Consider the following 17,362-nt stretch of genomic DNA (forward strand, 5'->3'; position numbering starts at 1 on the left):
GCCGCTCAGGGGGCCGGCGGGGTGGTCGGCGGAACCGTCGGCGTCGGAGTGGGCGCGACCGTCGGCGTCGGAGCGGGGGTGGGGAGGATCGGCACGACGGGCGGCAGCGTGCCGGTGTAGACCACGCCGAAGCCGTTGGGGACGAGCCGCTCGCTGCCGTCGGACGGCTCGTTGACGATCCCCATCACGCCCGCGCCGTTGCGGGTGTACATCGCCGAGGAGCCGCCACCGTCGAGGTTGATCGCGTTCTCCGCTCCCAGCGCGGTCATCATGTCGGCGAGCTCGACCATCGTGTAGCCCCGGCTCACCGACGAGCGGCCGTCGACCACGAGGATGAGCAGCTTGCGGCCGTCGGCGTCGATGCCGACCGCCGTACGCGGGTGGGCGATGGTGTTGTTGACGACGCTGCGCAGGCCGTTGACCAGCAGGGGCCGGTCGCCGCTGATCGCGACGGTCGGGTTGCCGCCCTCGATCCGCTGGGCCAGCGTGATCTTCTTGCCCTTGCGGAGCGTCGCCAGCTTGCCGGCCGCGCTGCCGGTGCCGATCAGCACCCGGTCCTTCTTGCCGATCTTCTTGCCGTCGGAGAGCTTGGGCCGGTTGGAGATGACCCGGTTCTTGCGGAGGATCACCTCGCGGGCGCGCTTCTTGCCCGAGGTGACCTTGTAGCCCTCGGTCCGGTGCCAGTCGGAGGTGAAGACGCCGATCTGGCCGGGCGGGATGACGGGGTGGTTGATGCCGCTGACGGTCCAGGCCTTCCGCTGCCGGATCGTGTACTGCACGCTCAGCGGGCTGACGTGGGGGCCGGAGCCGTCGAACCACAGGGTCGAGTTCACCCCCGGGATCCACCCCTCGCGCGAGCCGCCGAGGAGGCCGCGGGTGCGGTTGACGGTGACCCCCAGAGGAGCGTCGGTGTCGCCGATGTCGAAGAAGTCGCCGTTGACCGCGGTCAGCGCGCCGTTCCAGCCGCCGAGCTGGCTGACCTTCTTGCGGCTGGTGACGTAGGTGGGGGAGAGCTCCTCGAAGGAGATGTTCGGGGCGTCGAGGCTGACGGTGACGAGGTTCATCCGGACCTGCCCGACCGGCTGGCGGCCGTCGACCTGGTCCCACTCGCGCAACACGACGCCGGGGGCGATCTCGTAGCTGACGTCGTTCTTCACCTGGGCCTTGCCGCGGAGGTCCACCTCCGGGCCGACGACGATGCCGGGCTTGCCGTCGGAGGTCTGGTTGCGGCCGCGGTAGCCGCCGGTCGCCTGGCCCGCGGACGCCTTCCCGGCCGCGCCGGGTCCGCGGCTGTCGCCGTCGTCGGCGACCGACGGACCGACACCGAGGCCGGCGACCAGCACGCCCGCGGTCGCGACCGTGAGGAGGCGGCTGCGGGTCAGCTTGGCGGACGAGGAGCGGCAGGCGTTGTCAGGCACGCACTCCACAGTAAGGGACGGTGTGGTGCTGGTGGGAAAATTGGGATCAGCGGGTCGGGCCACCGCCTAGGCTTCGGGTCGTGCCCGCCGCGCCCGACGCCCCCGCCTGGAACACCTTCCACGCCGGAGACAACCTCGACGTGCTGCCCCTGCTGGCACCCGGATCGGTCGACCTGGTCTACGCCGATCCGCCGTACAACACCGGCAACGACTTCGCGTACGCCGACCGCTTCCGCGACGGCTCGCACACCGATCCCTACCTCCGCCGGCACGCCGCCTGGGCCGCCATGATGCGGCCGCGGCTGGAGGCGGTGCGCGAGGTCCTCGCGCCGCACGGCGCGGTCTTCGTGTCCATCGACGACAACGAGGCCGCGCACCTGCGGCTGCTGATGGACGAGGTCTTCGGCGAGGCCAACTTCCTCGCCCAGGTCGTGGTCAACCTCAACCCGAAGGGACGCCAGCTCGGGCGGGGCTTCGCCACCAGCCACGAGTACGTCCTGGCGTACGCCCGCGACCTCGCCGCCTGCGCCGTCGACGCGAGCACCACGGAGTCGGTCGACGAGGCGGACTTCCCGCTGAGCACCGAGGACGGCCGACGCTTCCGCTACCTCCCGCTGCGCAACACCAACAAGAAGTTCAACCCGGTGACCGCGCCGACGCTGCACTTCGCGCTGCACGGCGACCCGGCGACCGGCCGCGTCGCGACGGCGGAGTTCCCGGGCAGCCGGCCGATCACGCCGGTGTTCGGCGACGGGCGCCCGGCGGTGTGGCGCTGGTCGCGGCCCCGGGTGGACGAGCGTCCCGACGACCTGGAGTGCCGGGTGATCCGCGGCCGCGGCGGGGAGCGGGCCGACATCTTCCAGCGCGACTGGCTGCACCGCGAGGGCGGCCGCCGCAAGAAGCTGCGCACCATCTGGCTGTCGGAGGAGATCGGGTCGACCGACACCGCCGTCGCCGAGCTGAAGGCGCTCGTCGGTCACGTCTTCGAGTCGCCCAAGCCCACCGGGCTCGTCCGCCGGATCCTCGCCACCCTGCCCGACGACGTCGTCGTGCTCGACCCGTTCGCCGGCAGCGGCACCACCGGTCACGCCGTCGCGCTGGCCAACCTCGCCGACGGCGGCACCCGCCGCTGCATCAGCATCAACTCCACCGAGCCCACCCGCGAGGGCTCCAACGCCCGGCTGGCCGGGCTCGCGACGGTCGCGGACATCACCCGCGCCCGCCTCCAGGCCGTCGCCGACCAGCTCGGCGGCGGTCTAGAGGTGGTCGACCACGCCTCCTCGGCGGTCGAGGTGCACGCGCGTTGACCGGTGGTGGAGGTGCGAGCGGGTCTCTCGGTGGTTGAGGTGCGAGCGGAGCGAGCCTCGAAACCACGTCGTCCACAGGCGGCCGAGCGCCACTCGCGGGCCACGGCGAGGTCGGTGACGATCGAGGCATGCCCTTCGTCTACATGCTGCGATGCTCGGACGGCTCCTACTACGTCGGCAGCACGCGGGACCTCGAGAAGCGGGTCTTCCAGCACAACCACGCGGTCGACGATGCGTGCCTCTACACGCGTTCACGTCGTCCGGTCGAGCTGGTCTGGGCTGAGGAGGTCGAGCACGTCGGCCTCGCCTACGGCCTCGAGAAGCAGATCCAGGGGTGGGGCCGCAGGAAGCGCGAAGCACTGATCCGCGGGGACCTCGAGGTGTTGCCCGGGCTGTCCTCGAGGCGGGCCGGTCGTCCGCGGCCCCAGTGATCGCAGGTTTCGAGGCTCGTCGCTGGCGCTCCTCGCACCTCAACCAGCAAGGGCAACCGGTGGTTGAGGTGCGAGCGGAGCGAGCCTCGAAACCACGCTGGTGGAGCCTTGCGCTGCCTCGGACGGCTACGGGTGGCCGGCGGCCTTCTCCAGGGCCTTCAGCTCGTCGTCGAGGTACTGGAGCAGCACCTGGAGGTGGGGGACGGTGCGGCGGCAGCCGGTGAGGCCGAAGCACATCTTCCCGTCGTACGACGTGCAGGTGATGTTGAGCGCCATCCCGTTGATCGGGATCGAGAGGGGATAGGTGCCGACGAGCCTGGCGCCGTTCCAGTAGTGCGTCGTGCGCGGGCCGGGCACGTTGCTGACGATGAGGTTGTACGGCGGTCGCACGATGCCCTGCATCCGGAAGAGTGGGCCGAGGATGGCCGGCGCCTGCCCGAGCGCGCTCATGGCCAGGATCTGGGCGGGCGTCATCGCCGAGAGGCTGTCCTTGCCGTCCTTCATGGAGCGGTGGATCGCGTCGAGGCGGTCGGCCGGGTCGGGCAGGTGCGTGCCGAGCTGGACCATCACCGAGCCGACCGCGTTGCCTCCGTCGGACGAGGCGAGCTGCGACTGCTTGGCGTTGAGTCCCACCGGCACCATCGAGATGAGCGTGGTCTCGGGCAGCGCGTCCATCTCGGCGAGGTAGGTGCGCATCGCGCCGGAGACCATCGCGAGCACCACGTCGTTGATGGTCGTGCCGGTGGCCCTGCCGACGACACGCAGCCGCTCGACCGGCCAGTCCTGCGCGGCGAAGCGGCGCGAGCCGGTGATGTTCTGGTTGAGCATGGTGCGCGGGGCGTAGAGCGAGAGCGCGGAGGTCTCGTTGCGCACGCTCTTGTTGAGGGTGCGGATCAGCGCACCGGGCATCCCGGCCGCCTCGGACGCCAGCGCGAGCGCCGTACGCACCGTGGTGGCGGAGACGTCGGCGAGAGAGGCGCCGCCGTCGGTGGGCTCGGGCTCGGGGTCGGCGACCCGGCGTGGCCGCTTGGCCCACGGGGCCGGCATGTTGCGCTCGTCGGGATCGGTCGACAGCACGCTCGCCAGCAGCCGCATCGCGGAGACGCCGTCGACGAGCGCGTGGTGGGTCTTGGTGTACATCGCGACGCGACCGTCACGCAGGCCCTCGATGACGGTGGCCTCCCACAGCGGCCGCTCCCACGCCAGCCTCGTGCTGTGCAGGCGCGAGCAGAGCTCGAGGAGCTCGCGGACCCGGCCCGGCTTGGGCAGCGCGCTGTGCCGGACGTGGTGCTCGATGTCGAACTGCTCGTCGGGCCGCCACACCAGCTGGCCGGCGGTGCGCGCCGAGCGGTAGGGGTGCTTGAGGAAGAGCGGGGCGACCTCCTCGACGTCGCGCATCTGCTCGTACATCTCGCGGACGTAGCTGCGACCCGCACCCTCGGGCTTCTCGAAGAGCTGCAGGCCGCCGACGTGCATCGGCATGTTGCGGTTCTCGGCGAGCAGGAATCCCGTTGCGGTGGGATCGATCGGGTCGACCACGCGCCCTCCTCAAGAGGCTCGGAGCAGTGGGCCGATCCAACACCCCGGCGACAAGCGCCACAACCCCGACAGTGGCGAGACGAGTGCGCCTGCGGGTCAGCGCCCGAGCGAGCCGCGCAGCTCCGTGACGATCGAGTCGACGACGGCGACCAGGTCGCCGTGGTGGGCCGCGGCCACGCGGCGCTGCCGCTCCGACGACGCGCCCCGGCCCGGGATGTCGGCCACCGATCGCAGCTCGTCCTCGCAGCCGAGCCTGCGCGCGACCGGGGTGAGGCGCTCGAGCAGGTCGTCGAGGTCCTCGGTGACCAGGCGCTCCCGGTTGCGGTCGTCGAGGATCACGATCGCGTCGAGGCCGTAGCGCGCGGCACGCCACTTGTTCTCCTGCACCTGCCAGGGCGGCAGCGTCGGCAGCCGCTCGCCGGCCACGAGCCGGGCGTCGAGGTCGACCACGAGGCAGTGGACGAGCGCGGTCAGCGCGGCGAGCTCGCGCACGTCCGAGACGCCGTCGCAGACGCGGTGCTCGAGCGTGCCGAGGTGGGGTGCGGGCCGCAGGTCCCACCGCACGTCGGCCATCGACTCGATGATCCCGGTCGTCGTCTGGTCGGCGATGCAGCGCTCGAAGGCCTCCCACGTGTCGAAGGCGAACGGCAGGCCCGCCGTCGGGAGCTGCTGGAACATCAGCGCCCGGTTGGAGGCGTACCCGGTGTCCTGGCCGGCCCAGTACGGCGAGCTGGCGGAGAGGGCGAGCAGGTGCGGGTAGGTCGTCAGCAGCCCGGACAGCACCGGCATCACCCGGTCGCGCTCGGGCATGCCGACGTGGACGTGGACACCCCAGATCAGCATCTGCCGGCCCCACCACTGCGTGCGGTTGATGAGCTCCTCGTAGCGGTGGCCCTCGGTGAGCTGCTGGTGGGACCAGTCCGCGAACGGGTGCGCGCCGGCCCCCATGAGGTCGACGCCGAGCTCGTCGGCGGCCTCCATCACCGTGGCGAGGGTGCCGGTGAGGTCGTCGACGGCCTCTCCGACGGTGTGGCAGATCCCGGAGACGACCTCGACGGTGTTGCGCAGCAGCTCCTTGTGCAGCCGCTCGGGCTGCTCGAGCCGCGGGGCCGCGAGGTCCGCGAGGTCGGCCGCCCGGTTGACGAGGTCGCGAGTGTGGGGGTCGACCAGCGCGAGCTCCCACTCGACGCCGAGCGTGGGCTCCGGCGAGGCATGGAAGTCGATGCGCATGCCTCAACTCTAGGGAGGGCCCGGGGCGGACGGACCACCCTGCCGGGGCGGCTGCGCCGGGTGCCACCATGTCCGCGTGGACGAGATCGAGCACTCGGACCGGGCCGCCGAGACGTTCCGGGCGGCCGAGGAGGCGGCGCAGGAGGCGGCACAGGAGCAGGCCCGCGAGGACGCCGAGCGGGCCCGCGAGATCCACCTGACGATGGACCTCTGCCTGCGCATCGGGGAGATGCTGCTGTCCTCAGGCGCCGGCGCGGCCGACGTCACGGCCACGATGCGCTCGGTCGCCGACCACCTCGGCCTGCGGCAGGCCGAGATCGACGTGACGTTCACGGCGCTGTCGATGACGTACCAGCGCTCGGCCGACGACCTGCCCACGGTGATGCTGCGGCACGTCCAGCAGCGTGACATCGACTACGAGGACCTCACCGCCGTCGACCACCTCGTCCGCGACGTGCTCACCGACCGGGCCGACCTCTACCTCGCCCGGTCGCGGATGGCCACGATCGTCTCGCTCGGCCACGTCCTGCCCCGGTGGGCGGTGACGGTGGCGTGGGCGGTGATGGCGGCGGGCGTCGGCGTGTTCCTCGGCGGTGGACTCGTGGTGTCCGCGGTGGCGGCGCTGGCGGCCGTGTGCATCGACCGCGTGCAGCTCGTCATGGCGCGGCGCCGGCTGCCGTTCTTCTACCTCCAGGTCGCGGGCGGGGTGATCGCCACGCTCCTCGCGGCCGGCGTGGCGGCCAGTCCGATCGAGGTCGACGAGTCGCTGGTCGTCACGGCGAACATCATCATGCTGCTCGCCGGGATCGGCCTGATGGGCGCCGTGCAGGACGCGCTGACCGGCTTCTACCTCACCTCCGGCGCGCGGCTGATCGAGGCGATGATGGCCACGGCCGGCATCATCGCGGGAGTGGCCATCGGCATCTCGCTGGCCGACGGCCTCGGCATCCCCCTCGGCAGCCTCGTCCCCGGGCAGCTCGGGCGGCTCGACGACTCCTCGCCGCTCGCGGCGGTGGCCCTCCTCGCCGGCGCCGCGGTCTCGGCGGCGGCCTTCTCCGTCGCCTGCTATGCCCCCCGCCGGGCGGTGATGCCAGTCGCGGTGATCACCGCGGCGGCCGCGCTCATCTCCCAGGCGGTCGAGCTCGGGGGCTTCGACCGGACCATGGGCGCCGCGGCAGCGGCGTTCTTCATCGGCCTCGTCGCCTACTCGGTCGCGGGACGCGTCCACGTGCCGCCGCTGGTGGTGGCCGTGCCGGCGATCGTGCCCTTCCTGCCCGGCCTGTCGATCTACCGCGGGCTGACGTTCCTGGCCGACGGCGGCTACCTCGTCTCGCAGGGCATCCTCGCGCTGATGACCGCGATCTCCGTCGCCATCGCGCTGGCCTCCGGCGTGATCCTCGGCGAGTACGTCGCCCAGCCGCTCAAGCGCGAGGCCCGCAAGCTCGAGAGCCGGCTCGCCGGTCCACGCCTCGTCGGTCCGTACCGGGCGATGACGCGCGCCGAGCGCCGCGAGCTCAGGAAGCAGCGAGCCGACTGAGCTCGGCGAGCCAGCGCTCGTGCGTGCCGTCGTACGGCGGCACGCCGGCGCGCACGGCCGCCTTGAGCTCCTGGCAGCTGGCCTGCGCCGCGGCGACGACGCCCTCGGGATAGTTGAGGGCGACCCGGTGCTCCTCGAACTCGTCCTCGTCGTCGACGAAGGTCTCGCCCGGCGCGGCCATCCACTCCAGCGGGTCGGAGAGGTGCTCCGACGACATCTTGATCACGTCGAGGTCGAGGTCGACGGCTCGCAGCACGTCACCGTCCCACGTCGCCGGCGTGGTGACGTCGACGTAGATCGCGCACCAGATGCCGGGGGCGTGGAAGGTGGCGGCGTACCACCCGCCGGGCGGCACCAGCGTCACCGCGTCGACCTCCGAGTGGAACTCGAAGCCGGGGCGGTGGTTGTGCGTGCCCGCCGGGAAGCCCAGCCACTCGCCGTGCTCGTCCGAGCCGAGGTAGACGCCCGCGAACTGCCAGTGCGGCCGGTCCCCCCACTTCGTCATCTCGCAGCGGATCGGGGTTCCCGAGGGGTGCGTCGTCACGTGTCCCAACCTAGGTGCTGCGTCACCGGACGGGCATGCGGGAGGTGACCCGGGCGACGACGTCCTGGTAGCGGGAGCCGGCGAGCCTGGCGAAGTGGTGGAGCACGTGGGCGTCGAGGCCGACGAGCACGCGGGCCTTCCCCGAGAGCGCGCCGTCGAGGATGATCTCGGCCGCTCGGTCCGGCGACATCCTCGCGAGCTTCTTCTCGAAGAGCGCGTCGATCGCGGAGGCGTCGAGGCCCGCCGCCTTGCGGCCGTGGCGGCTGATGCCGGTGCGGATGCCGCCGGGGTGGACGCACGTGACGGTGACCGGGTGGTTGCCGACGAGCATCTCCTCCCGGATCGCCTCGGTGAGCCCCCGGACGGCGTACTTCGTGGCGTTGTAGGCCGACTGGCCGGGCACCGACATCAGCCCGAAGAGCGACGACACGTTGACCAGCGCGCCGTCGCCGGAGGCGATGAGGTGGGGGAGGAACTCCTTCGACCCGTGGACCACGCCCCAGAAGTTGATGCCCACGATCCACTCCAGGTCGTCGTAGGTCAGGTCGGCGAAGTCGCCGGTGGCGGTGACGCCGGCGTTGTTGACGACCAGGTTCACCCGGCCGAAGTCCTCGACGACCCACCCCGCCCAGTGGCGTACGGCGTCGCGGTCGGACACGTCGACCACGTCCGGGCGCACCCTCGGGGCGCCGGCGGCCTCCGCCAGCCGCACCGTCTCGGCGAGGCCGTCGGCGTCCCGGTCGGATATCGCGAGCAGCGCGCCTGCGCGGGCGGCGCGGAGCGCCAGGGAGCGGCCGATGCCGGAGCCGGCGCCGGTGATGACGACGACGCGACCAGCGAGCGTGGTGAGTGCCATGCGAGCCACTGTAACTCGCGTTTACGCCGAGGTGGACGCGAGCCGGACGGTGACCGTCGTGTCACCCGGGCTGCTCGCCAGGGCGACCGACCCGCCGTGCGCGGCGACGATCGCCTCGACGAGGGACAGGCCGAGGCCGGCCCCTCCCCGCGTGCGCGCGGCGTCGCCACGGGTGAATCGCTCGAAGGCGTGCGGGACCAGCTCGGGGGCGAAGCCCGGCCCGTCGTCGTGCACGCTGAAGCCCTCCGGTGTGCCGGTCACGGTGATCGTGCTGCCGGGCGGTGTGTGCTTGCGGGCGTTGGCGAGCAGGTTGCTCACGACCTGGTGCAGCCGGGCCTCGTCCCCGGCCACCACGAGCGGCTCGTCGGGCAGTGCCAGGCGCCACGACCGGTCGCGGTCCACCACCCGCGCGTCGTCGACCGCCTCCAGGAGGAGCCGCGAGAGGTCGACGGTGTCCCGCTCGAGCGGACGCCCGGCGTCGAGTCGGGCGAGCAGCAGGAGGTCCTCGACGAGGCCGGTCATCCGCGCCGACTCGGTCTCGACCTTGTCGAGCGCGGTCCCGCTGGTCTCCGGGCGGCGACGGGCGAGCTCGGTGTAGCCGGCGATCGTCGCCAGCGGCGTGCGCAGCTCGTGGGACGCGTCGGCCACGAACTGCCGCACCTGGAGCTCGCTGCGGTGGCGTTGGGCGAGGGAGTCCTCGACGTGGTCGAGCATCGCGTTCAGCGCCGAGCCGACCTGACCGACCTCGCTGCGCTCGTCGGTGAGTCGCCCGGGCACCCGCTCGGTCATCTCGATCTCGCCGGCCGCCAGCGGCAGCTCCGCGACCCGGTGGGCGGTCGCCGCGACCTCGCGCAGCGGCGCGAGCTGGCGTCGGACGACGACGAGACCGGCGACGCCGGCGCACGCGATCCCACCCAGGGCGAGAAGCACCACCACGGTGAGCAGCTGCTGCACCGAGTCGTCGACGTCGGCTGCTGGGAGGCCGACGATCCCGCGGCCCTCGCCCGCGCCGATGGAGCGCACGCGAAACGTTCCGTGACCGCTCACCTCGAGCGAGCGAGCGTCGTCGTCGGACGCGAGGATCTGCTGCACCTGCGCGGACGACAGCGGCTCGGGGTCGGCGAACCCCTCGCGGAGCACGAACCCCACGCGCTCGCCGTTCTGGAAGCCAACGATGAGGGCGCCCGGGCCGAGGTTGCCGAACTGCGGACCGGGGCCGGGGCGCTGGCTGTCGTGCTCGAGCGACTCCGCGGCCGAGGCGACCCGGTCGTCGAGCTGGGCGGTGAGGTAGGCGCGCATGGCCAGGACGGTCGCTCCGGCGATCAGGATCGAGACGAGCGCGACCAGCGCCACGGCGACGAGCACCAGGCGCGCGGTCAGGGACCGGAGACGGCTCACGACGCCGGCTTCAGCACGTAGCCGGCCCCGCGCATGGTGTGGATCATCGGCTCGCGACCGGCGTCGACCTTCTTGCGGAGGTAGGAGATGTAGAGCTCCACGACGTTGGCCTGGCCGCCGAAGTCGTACTGCCAGACCCGGTCGAGGATCTGCGCCTTGCTCAGCACCCTCCGGGGGTTGCGCATCAGGAACCGCAGCAGCTCGAACTCGGTCGCGGTCAGGGTGATCTCCTCGCCCCCACGGTGCACCTCGTGGCTGTCCTCGTCGAGGGTCAGGTCCCCGACGACGAGCACGTTGCCGGCGTCGGCCAGGGCAGCGGTGCCACCGCGACGGATCAGCCCGCGCAGCCGCGCCACGACCTCCTCCAGCGAGAACGGCTTGGTGACGTAGTCGTCGCCACCCGCGGTCAGCCCGGCGATCCGGTCCTCGACCGCGTCCTTGGCGGTGAGGAACAGCACCGGTACGTCACTGCCGTCGGCGCGCATCCGGCGCAGCACCTCGAGGCCGTCGAAGTCCGGGAGCATGATGTCGAGCACCACCGCGTCGGGCCGGAAGTCCCGGGCCGCGGCGACGGCGCCGGTGCCGGTGTGCGCCACCTGCAGGTCCCACCCCTCGTAGCGCAACGCCATCGCGAGCAGCTCGGCGATGTTGACCTCGTCGTCGACGACCAGGACGCGCACGGGGGAGCCGTCGGGGCGGGTGAGCTGCATGGGCAGCATCCTGCCGCGGCTTGCTGTGCGTTTCCTGTGTGCCGGCTGTCGGTTGGTCGGCCCTTCCTCAACCGGCGGACTGCTGGTGGAGGCGCGCCGCCTGCTTGGTCAGGTGGGTCCGCTCCGCGACGTCGAGGGCCAGCTCGGCGGCCTCGGCGTAGAGGCGGGCGGCGAGGTCGAGGTCGCCGGCCTTCTCGTGGAGGTACGCCGCCGCGGCGCGGTGGCGCGGCAGCGCGGGGTCGACCTCGGCCAGAGCTGCCAGCCCGGCGCGGGCCCCGTCGGCCTCGCCCACCGCGACGGCCCGGTTGAGCCGCACGACCGGGCTGTCGGTCAGCGCCAGCAGCTCGTCGTACCACTGCACGATCTGGACCCAATCGGTCTCCTCGGCCGTGCGAGCGTCGGCGTGCAGGGCGGCGACGGCCGCCTGGAGCTGGAGCTCGCCGCGGCGATCCTGCGCGAGCGCCGCCTGCAGCACGGCGACGCCCTCGGTGATGAGGGCGGAGTCCCACAGGCTCCGGTCCTGCTCGGCCAGCGGGACGAGCGAGCCGTCGACGCGGGTGCGGGCCGGCCGGCGGGCGTGGTGCAGCAGCATCAGTGCCAGCAACCCGTCGGTCTCCGGGTCCTGCGCGAGCGCGGCCAGCTGCCGGGTGAGCCGGATCGCTTCCGCGGCGAGGTCCACGTCGCCGGTGTAGCCCTCGTTGAACACGAGGTAGAGCACCCGGCGCACGGTGGCGAGGTCGCCCGGCCGGTCGAACGACTCGGTCGAGACCGTCCGCTTCGCCCGGCTGATCCGCTGCGCCATCGTCGCCTCCGGCACGAGGTACGCCGCAGCGATCTGGCGGGTCGTCAGCCCCGCCACCGCGCGCAGCGTCAGCGCGACCGCGGAGGCCGGGGTGAGCGCGGGGTGCGCGCAGTGGAAGAACACCCGGAGGGTGTCGTCGACGGTCTCGGTCGGCCCCGGCGCCGGCTCGCCGTCGACGGCGACCTCGCGACGCTGGCGCGCGGCGTCGGAGCGTACGACGTCGAGGAAGCGCCGCCACGCGACCGTCACCAGCCACCCCTTCGGGTCGCGGGGCGGGTCGTCGGGCCACGACCTGAGCGCCTCGACGAGGGCGTCCTGCACGGCGTCCTCGGCCGCCGCGAAGTCGGCTCCGCGGCGGACGAGGACCGCGATCACCTGCGGCACCACCCCGCGCAGGACGGCCTCGTCCATGGCCCGGCTCACTCGATGGTCTCGGAGTGGTGCCGCAGGAACGGGCGCACCTCGAGCCACTCGTGGATCGGCTTCCCGCCGTGACCGGGGGCGGCCGAGAGCTCACCGGCGAGCTCGATCGCGCGGTCCTGGGTGTCCACGTCGATCACCATCCACCCGGCGATCAGGTCCTTGGTCTCGGCGAACGGACCGTCCACGACCGGCGGCCTGCCGGGGCCGTCGTGGCGCACCCACATGCCCTCGGGCGCGAGGGCCTGGCCGTCCACGAACTCGCCCGTCTCGCGCAGCCGGTTGGCGAAGTCGTCCATGTAGCGGATGTGGTCGTCGACCTCCGCGGGCGTCCACTGGTCCATCGGGACGTCGTTCACGGCGGCGGGGTTGCCGCGGTAGTGCTTGAGGAGCAGGTACTTCGGCATCGGGTTCTCCTTGGTCAGGTGCGGCCCATTCTGGCCGCGTCCACCCCGGGGACGGAGCCGGCACGGCGTTCTCGACATCGGCCTCGGCGTCCTTTCCAGGACGGATCCGACACAGGTCCGCGGCGCCCTCACGGCTCCCGCACAGGTGGCCCACAGGTCGCGGGCGCACGCTCGTGCCATGAGCGAGAACGACAAGCCCGCCGACCAGACGCAGCCCGTGCGCACCGAGGGGGCGGCACCGCCGGCCGCACCGGAGCCGGAGGCCCCGCCCGGCGTGGACCCGGTCGCTGCCGCCCCCGCCGCGCCGACGGCGTACGCCGCTCCCGTCGAGCGCCGTGGCCTCCGCGAGCGGTTCCGCCGGGCGCGCAGCGCGGACGGGAGCCGGGCCTTCAGCCTCGGTGCCCTGGTCGCCTCCGCGCTGGCCGGCGTCATCGTGGGCGGTCTCGGCACGGCCGTCTTCCACGCCGTCACCGACGACCACGACCGGATCGGCTGGGTCGAGCGACGCGGGCCGGTGGGGCGCGACCTCGACGACGACGACGACCGCGGCCCGATGTTCGGCGGCCCCCGTGGCGTGCCCGGCGAGCTCCAGCCGACCACTCCGCCCGAGGACGACGACTCCGGCACCAGCTCCTAGCGCCACTTGTCAGGGGTTCGCTGAACTTGTCGGCCCGTGCACGGCCTGACAAGTTCAGTGATCCCCGGCTGACCGGGGATCACTGAACAGGGGTAATCCGGTTGCCGCCGTGGGCGAGAATGGCGCCCGTTGTGAAGATCTCCTACCCGCCCGAGCTCCCGGTCTCCGCGCGCCGCGACGACATCGCCGCCGCCATCCGTGACCACCAGGTCGTGATCGTCGCGGGCGAGACCGGCTCCGGCAAGACCACCCAGCTGCCGAAGATCTGCCTCGAGCTCGGCCGCGGGCAGGACAAACTGATCGGGCACACCCAGCCGCGCCGGATCGCCGCGCGGTCGGTGGCCGAGCGGATCGCCGAGGAGCTCGGCACGGAGCTCGGCGACGTCGTCGGCTACCAGGTCAGGTTCACCGACCGCACCTCCCGCGCGAGTCGGGTCAAGCTGATGACCGACGGCATCCTGCTCGCCGAGCTCCAGCGCGACCGCGACCTGCGCAGGTACGACACGATCATCATCGACGAGGCCCACGAGCGCAGCCTCAACATCGACTTCCTGCTCGGCTACCTCAAGCGGCTGCTGCCGCGCCGGCCCGACCTCAAGGTGATCATCACCAGCGCCACGATCGACGTCGAGCGCTTCGCCGCGCACTTCCGGGCGCCGGTCGTCGAGGTGTCGGGGCGGACGTATCCCGTCGAGATCCGCTACCGCCCGCTGCTGGAGCTGCCGGAGAACGACGGGGAGGGGGAGCCGGTCCAGCGCGACCAGACCGAGGCCATCGTCGACGCCGTGCGCGAGCTGTCGGCCGAGGGACCCGGCGACGTGCTGGTGTTCCTGCCGGGCGAGCGGGAGATCCGCGACACCGCCGACGCCTTCGACGCCCTGCGAGGCCAGCAGGGAGGTGCGAACCGCCTCGAGATCGTCCCCCTCTACTCCCGCCTCAGCGCCGCCGACCAGCACAAGGTCTTCTCCAGCCACCCCTCGACCGTGCGCCGCGTGGTGCTCGCCACCAACGTCGCCGAGACCTCGCTGACGGTGCCCGGCATCCGCTACGTCGTCGACACCGGCGTCGCGCGGATCAGCCGCTACTCCGTGCGCACGAAGGTGCAGCGGCTGCCGATCGAGCCGATCAGCCAGGCCTCCGCCAACCAGCGCTCCGGCCGCTGCGGACGTGTGTCGGAGGGCATCGCGATCCGGCTCTACTCCGAGGAGGACTTCGAGGCGCGGCCGGAGTTCACCGACCCGGAGATCCTGCGCACCAACCTCGCCAGCGTCATCTTGCAGATGGCCTCGCTCCGCCTCGGCGACATCGCGCGCTTCCCCTTCGTGGAGCCGCCCGACCGCCGCAACGTCAAGGCCGGCACCGACCTGCTCGAGGAGCTCGGCGCGGTGACGGCAGGGCCGGCCTCCGGGTCCTCGTCGGTTGAGGTGCGAGCGCAGCCTTCGGAGGTTGAGGTGCGAGCGCAGCGAGCCTCGAAACCCGCGGGTCTCGACCGACGGGGGAGCGCGCCGCCGCGCCTGACGAACATCGGCCGCCGGCTCGCCCGGCTGCCCATCGACCCGCGGCTCGGACGGATGATCCTCGAGGCCGAGCGCCTCGGCTGCCTGCGCGACGTCCTGGTCATCGCTGCCGCCCTGTCCATCCAGGACCCGCGCGAGCGGCCGGAGGAGCAACGCGCCCAGGCCGACCAGCTGCACGCCCGCTTCACCCACGAGTCCAGCGACTTCCTCACCTGGCTCAACCTCTGGCGCCACGTCAGGCAGCAGCAGAAGGAGCTGTCGTCGAGCGCGTTCCGCCGCATGTGCAGGCGCGAGCACCTGAACTACATGCGCATCCGCGAGTGGCAGGACTACGAGTCCCAGCTGCGGCAGGTCTGCAAGGAGCTCAAGCTCGACCTGGGCAAGGGCAGGGGCTCCGAGGCTGGCTCCGCTCGCACCTCGACCACCGATGGCGGAGAGGGCGGGGCGGCGTACGACGAGGACGGCATCCACCAGGCGCTGCTGTCCGGGCTGCTGAGCCACATCGGCGCCCTGGAGGAGCGCGAGAAGGGCAAGCCGGGGGAGCGGCGGCCGATGCGGGAGTACCTCGGCGCCCGCAACGCCCGCTTCGCGATCTTCCCCGGCAGCGTGCTGAAGGGGCGCAACCCCGACTTCCTGATGAGCGCCGAGCTGGTCGAGACGTCGCGGCTCTGGGCGCGGCAGAACGCCGCCATCAAGCCCGAGTGGGCCGAGCGCCTCGGCGCGCACCTCGTGAAGCGGACCTGGTCGGAGCCCCACTGGTCGCGCAAGCGGGCCGCGGTGATGGCCCGCGAGCGCGTCACCCTGTACGGCGTCCCGCTGGTCGCCGACCGCCTCGTGCAGTACGGCAAGGTCGACCCGCCGCTGGCTCGCGAGCTGTTCATCCGCCACGCGCTCGTGCAGCGCGAGTGGGACTCCCGCCACCGCTTCCTCGCCGAGAACACCCGGCTGCTCGAGGAGGCCGAGGAGCTCGAGCACCGGGCCCGGCGCCGCGACATCGTCGTGGACGAGGAGACGCTGTTCGAGTTCTACGACCAGCGCGTCGGCGCCGACGTGGTGAGCGGCCCGCACTTCGACCAGTGGTGGAAGCGTGCCCGCCAGAAGCGCCCCGACCTCCTCACCTTCGACCCCGCGATGCTCACCCACGACACCGCCGGCGAGGTGCGCGAGCGTGACTTCCCGACCGAGTGGCACGACTCCGACGAGGCCGGGCTGACCTTCCCGATCAGCTACCACTTCGAGCCCGGCGCGGCCGACGACGGGCTCACCATCGACGTACCCGTGGCGACCCTCAACCGCATCGACGCCGACGACTTCTCCTGGCTGGTGCCCGGCCTGCGCGAGGAGCTGGTCACCGAGCTGATCCGCTCGCTGCCCAAGAACCTCCGCGTCGCGATGGTGCCCGCACCCAACACCGCGCGGGAGTTCCTCGCGGCCACGCCACCCGGTGCCGAGCCGCTGCTCGACGCCCTCGAGCGCTTCGCGCGCAGCACCCGCAGCCTCGTCATCGAGCGCGACGCGTGGGACTGGTCCAAGGTGCCCGACCACCTGCGGCCGACCTACCGCGTGCTCACCGAGGAGGGCGCCGAGGCCGGTCGCGGCAAGGACCTCGACGCGCTCAAGGAGCCGTTGCGGCCCACCTTCGAGCAGGCGATGGCCGACGTCGCCGCCGACTCCGGCGTCACCGCCAGCGGCCAGACCACGTGGACCTTCGGCACCATCGACGAGTCCTTCGTCCAGCGGCGCGCCGGCCACGAGGTGCGCGGGTTCCCGGCGCTGGTCGACGAGGGCGCGAGCGTCGGGCTGCAGGTGCTGGCCACCGCCGACGAGGCGTCCGCCCACCACCGCCTCGGCGTGCGCCGCCTGGTGCTGCTCGCGCTCGGCCCGGGGCCGTCGGTCGACGACGTGCTGGCCGCGGCGGGGCTCGACCAGCGGGCCCGGCTCGCCCTCGTCGGGTCGCCGTACCCCTCCGTCGGCGACCTCGTCGAGGACGTCCGGGCCGCGATCGTCGGCGAGGTGGTCGACGCGCGGCCGGCCGTGCGCGACGAGGCGTCGTACGACGCCGTGGTGGTCGCGGCGCGCGACGCCGTGACGAGCGGGACCAGCGCCGCGGTGCACGACGTCATGCGCGTGCTCGAGACCTGGCGCACCACCGACCGGGCCCTCTCGGGCCGCGCCGACCTGATGACGCTCCCGGCGCTGACCGACATGCGCGCCCAGGTCGCCCGCCTGATGGCGCCCGGCTTCATCGGCGAGGCCGGCGTCTCCCGGCTGCGCGACCTGTCGCGCTACCTCGCCGCGGTGACCCACCGGCGCGAGCGGCTCGACGGCCAGGTGGCCCGCGACCGCCAGCTGATGGACCAGCTCTCGGGCCTGCAGGAGGCGTGGCTGCACGCCGTCGCTGCGCTGCCCGAGGGCCAGCCGCTGCCCCAGCACCTGCGTGACGCACGCTGGCTGCTGGAGGAGTACCGGGTCTCGCTCTTCGCGCAGCAGCTCGGCACCCGGGAGAAGGTCAGCGACCAGCGCATCCGGAAGGTGATGGGCACGGCCGTCGGGCACCGCGCCTGAGCGATGAGTTTCCGGGCCCGCGCCCGTCATACGTGTGTCAGGAC

General features: G+C 72.7%; 14 protein-coding genes. 5 read left to right on the forward strand and 9 right to left on the reverse strand.

Annotated features, from left to right (window positions below; genetic code table 11):
• Nucleotides 1–5: 5 nt before the first annotated feature.
• Nucleotides 6–1,418 carry a phosphodiester glycosidase family protein gene (locus Q9S36_RS34720; protein ID WP_311289354.1) on the reverse strand — a complete coding sequence of 471 codons (1,413 nt, stop codon included), beginning with the start codon at nucleotides 1,416–1,418 and terminating at the stop codon, nucleotides 6–8.
• Nucleotides 1,419–1,498: 80 nt separating this feature from the next.
• Between Q9S36_RS34720 and Q9S36_RS34725 the strand changes: the two genes are divergently transcribed.
• The gene (locus Q9S36_RS34725) at nucleotides 1,499–2,725 is read left to right on the forward strand and encodes a site-specific DNA-methyltransferase (protein ID WP_311289355.1); all 1,227 of its coding nucleotides are present in this window, start codon (nucleotides 1,499–1,501) and stop codon (nucleotides 2,723–2,725) included.
• Between the two features lie 128 nt (nucleotides 2,726–2,853).
• A complete protein-coding gene (locus Q9S36_RS34730) occupies nucleotides 2,854–3,156 on the forward strand; it encodes a GIY-YIG nuclease family protein (RefSeq protein ID WP_311289356.1) in 303 nt (100 codons plus the stop codon).
• 126 nt (nucleotides 3,157–3,282) lie between these two features.
• Here the strand turns inward: Q9S36_RS34730 and Q9S36_RS34735 are convergent, their stop codons facing one another.
• Both Q9S36_RS34735 and Q9S36_RS34740 read right to left on the reverse strand, forming a co-directional pair.
• On the reverse strand, nucleotides 3,283–4,695 hold the full coding sequence (locus tag Q9S36_RS34735; protein WP_311289357.1) for a wax ester/triacylglycerol synthase family O-acyltransferase: 1,413 nt from the start codon (nucleotides 4,693–4,695) through the stop codon (nucleotides 3,283–3,285).
• A gap of 96 nt (nucleotides 4,696–4,791) precedes the next feature.
• Entirely contained in the window at nucleotides 4,792–5,925 is a 1,134-nt protein-coding gene (locus Q9S36_RS34740) for a glutamate--cysteine ligase (protein WP_311289358.1), read from the reverse strand.
• Between the two features lie 76 nt (nucleotides 5,926–6,001).
• Here Q9S36_RS34740 and Q9S36_RS34745 point away from each other — a divergent pair, with 76 nt between their 5' ends.
• On the forward strand, nucleotides 6,002–7,462 hold the full coding sequence (locus tag Q9S36_RS34745; protein WP_311289359.1) for a threonine/serine exporter family protein: 1,461 nt from the start codon (nucleotides 6,002–6,004) through the stop codon (nucleotides 7,460–7,462).
• Here Q9S36_RS34745 and Q9S36_RS34750 read toward each other — a convergent pair.
• The 6 genes from Q9S36_RS34750 to Q9S36_RS34775 all read right to left on the reverse strand — a co-directional run bounded on the left by Q9S36_RS34750 (nucleotide 7,440) and on the right by Q9S36_RS34775 (nucleotide 12,599).
• Nucleotides 7,440–8,006, reverse strand: a complete 567-nt coding sequence (locus tag Q9S36_RS34750) for a DUF402 domain-containing protein (protein WP_311289360.1) — start codon at nucleotides 8,004–8,006, stop codon at nucleotides 7,440–7,442. The two genes, Q9S36_RS34745 and Q9S36_RS34750, sit on opposite strands and share 23 nt — an antisense overlap.
• Before the next feature lie 22 nt (nucleotides 8,007–8,028).
• Nucleotides 8,029–8,862 carry an SDR family NAD(P)-dependent oxidoreductase gene (locus tag Q9S36_RS34755; RefSeq protein WP_311289361.1) on the reverse strand — a complete coding sequence of 278 codons (834 nt, stop codon included), beginning with the start codon at nucleotides 8,860–8,862 and terminating at the stop codon, nucleotides 8,029–8,031.
• Nucleotides 8,863–8,883: 21 nt separating this feature from the next.
• Complete coding sequence (locus Q9S36_RS34760; protein WP_311289362.1) at nucleotides 8,884–10,260, reverse strand: HAMP domain-containing sensor histidine kinase; 1,377 nt, start codon at nucleotides 10,258–10,260, stop codon at nucleotides 8,884–8,886.
• On the reverse strand, nucleotides 10,257–10,970 hold the full coding sequence (locus Q9S36_RS34765; protein ID WP_311289363.1) for a response regulator transcription factor: 714 nt from the start codon (nucleotides 10,968–10,970) through the stop codon (nucleotides 10,257–10,259). The genes Q9S36_RS34760 and Q9S36_RS34765 overlap by 4 nt, the downstream gene beginning before the upstream one ends.
• Before the next feature lie 67 nt (nucleotides 10,971–11,037).
• Nucleotides 11,038–12,183 (reverse strand): DUF6596 domain-containing protein, encoded by a 1,146-nt coding sequence (locus tag Q9S36_RS34770; protein ID WP_311289364.1) that lies wholly within the window; start codon nucleotides 12,181–12,183, stop codon nucleotides 11,038–11,040.
• A gap of 8 nt (nucleotides 12,184–12,191) precedes the next feature.
• On the reverse strand, nucleotides 12,192–12,599 hold the full coding sequence (locus Q9S36_RS34775; RefSeq protein ID WP_311289365.1) for a YciI family protein: 408 nt from the start codon (nucleotides 12,597–12,599) through the stop codon (nucleotides 12,192–12,194).
• A gap of 178 nt (nucleotides 12,600–12,777) precedes the next feature.
• Between Q9S36_RS34775 and Q9S36_RS34780 the strand changes: the two genes are divergently transcribed.
• Together Q9S36_RS34780 and hrpA are read left to right on the forward strand one after the other, a co-directional pair.
• Nucleotides 12,778–13,236, forward strand: coding sequence for a hypothetical protein (locus tag Q9S36_RS34780; protein ID WP_311289366.1), 459 nt, complete (start codon nucleotides 12,778–12,780; stop codon nucleotides 13,234–13,236).
• Nucleotides 13,237–13,355: 119 nt separating this feature from the next.
• Entirely contained in the window at nucleotides 13,356–17,318 is a 3,963-nt protein-coding gene (gene hrpA, locus Q9S36_RS34785; protein ID WP_311289367.1) for an ATP-dependent RNA helicase HrpA, read from the forward strand.
• Nucleotides 17,319–17,362: the final 44 nt, after the last annotated feature.

Source organism: Microbacterium sp. ARD31 (assembly GCF_031844425.1).

Coding starts and splice junctions, on each gene's coding strand:
- Q9S36_RS34730 (WP_311289356.1), top strand. CDS start 2,854: ATGCCCTTCGTCTACATGCTGCGATGCTCGGACGGCTCCTACTACGTC.
- Q9S36_RS34740 (WP_311289358.1), bottom strand. CDS start 5,925: ATGCGCATCGACTTCCATGCCTCGCCGGAGCCCACGCTCGGCGTCGAG.
- Q9S36_RS34780 (WP_311289366.1), top strand. CDS start 12,778: ATGAGCGAGAACGACAAGCCCGCCGACCAGACGCAGCCCGTGCGCACC.
- Q9S36_RS34775 (WP_311289365.1), bottom strand. CDS start 12,599: ATGCCGAAGTACCTGCTCCTCAAGCACTACCGCGGCAACCCCGCCGCC.
- Q9S36_RS34755 (WP_311289361.1), bottom strand. CDS start 8,862: ATGGCACTCACCACGCTCGCTGGTCGCGTCGTCGTCATCACCGGCGCC.
- hrpA (WP_311289367.1), top strand. CDS start 13,356: ATGGCGCCCGTTGTGAAGATCTCCTACCCGCCCGAGCTCCCGGTCTCC.
- Q9S36_RS34770 (WP_311289364.1), bottom strand. CDS start 12,183: ATGGACGAGGCCGTCCTGCGCGGGGTGGTGCCGCAGGTGATCGCGGTC.
- Q9S36_RS34765 (WP_311289363.1), bottom strand. CDS start 10,970: ATGCAGCTCACCCGCCCCGACGGCTCCCCCGTGCGCGTCCTGGTCGTC.